The 1,283-nt window shown below is 78.6% G+C and carries 1 protein-coding gene; it reads right to left on the reverse strand.

What is annotated here, in order from left to right; genetic code table 11:
• Positions 1–450: 450 nt before the first annotated feature.
• Positions 451–1,215, reverse strand: coding sequence for a pyridoxamine 5'-phosphate oxidase (gene pdxH / locus HLB09_RS17230; protein ID WP_171204508.1), 765 nt, complete (start codon positions 1,213–1,215; stop codon positions 451–453).
• Positions 1,216–1,283: the final 68 nt, after the last annotated feature.

Raw genomic sequence — 1,283 nt, forward strand, 5'->3', positions numbered from 1 at the left:
CGCCGCCCTCTCGGCCTCGTCCGCGGGACCCGCGGAAACCCCTGGCGCGGCGCCGGGGGCGGACGTACGGTGCCGCCACACGAGAGAGGAGGTGGTCCGTACAGTGAGTGGTACAAGGACGCGTGAGGTGGCTGCCCGCTAGCCGCCCGAGCACCTCGGACGACGCTGCCCAGCAGTCGAGTCCGGCCGCCGACCGGGGAACAGGCCCCGGTGCGACAGAGGCGACCGGCGAGATCCCGGCAGCCACCGCAGCCCCCGGGTGCCGTGCCCGTCCAGCACGGCGCGACGTCGACGACGTCGGACCCGGGGGCTGTTCCGCGCCCCGGACCGCCAGCACCCGACAGGGCGAGTCGTCGCCTGTTCGCCCCTCGAAGGCGGTCATGACGGCGAGTCGTCGCCTGTTCGCCCTCGTGAGCCGCTACCCAGGGCGAGTCGTCGCCCGTTCGCCCCTCAGGGCTGCAGGCGCGCGAGGCGCCAGGCGTCGGCGTCGTCGAGGCGCGCCGGCTCGCCCGTCAGCGACGTCCACGCCGCGCGGTCGTGCAGGCGCGAGGCGCGCCCGGCCCACAGCTCGACGGCGACGGGCAGGACCCGCACCCCGCCCCAGGTCGGCGGCAGCGGCACCTCCTGCCCGGCGAAGCGCTCCTCCAGCTCGGCGACGCGGCGCTCGAGGTCGGCGCGGCTGCCCACGGGCTTGGACTGCGCCGACGCCCACGCCGCCACCTGCGACCCGCGCGGGCGCTGGGCGAAGTAGGCCGCCGACTCCTCGCGGGCCACCCGCTCCACGCGCCCCCGCAGACGGACGTTGCGCGACATCGCGTGCCACGGCAGCACGAGCGCCGCGTGCGCGCGGGCCTCGAGCTGGCGCCCCTTGGCCGACGCGAGGTTCGTGTAGACGACGGCGCCGCGCCCGTCGAGGCCCTTGAGCAGCACCGTGCGCGCGTCGGGGACGTCGTCGGCGTCGACGGTCGCGAGGACGACGGCGCCCGGCTCGACGACGCGCTCGTCCGCGGCCGCGTCGGCGTACCACCGCTCGAGCAGCCCCAGCGGCGCGAGGGGCGGGTCGGCGGCCCACAGGGGCGCGTCGTCCTCCAGCCCGGTGCCCGTGTAGGTGACCCGCGCGGACGGGTCGACCACCGGCTCGCGCGCCCCGCCGTGCTCGCCCGAGGCGCCCTCCGGCGCCCCGCCGACCCCACCGCCGTGCTCCGCCGCGACCACGCGCGGCAGAGTAGGCCCGCCGGCGCACGGGCGCGCCGGGCGAGCGCGCCGCCCGCGGGGGCGGTGGA

The organism is Pseudokineococcus marinus (genome assembly GCF_013004605.1).
GTDB lineage: Bacteria > Actinomycetota > Actinomycetes > Actinomycetales > Quadrisphaeraceae > Pseudokineococcus > Pseudokineococcus marinus.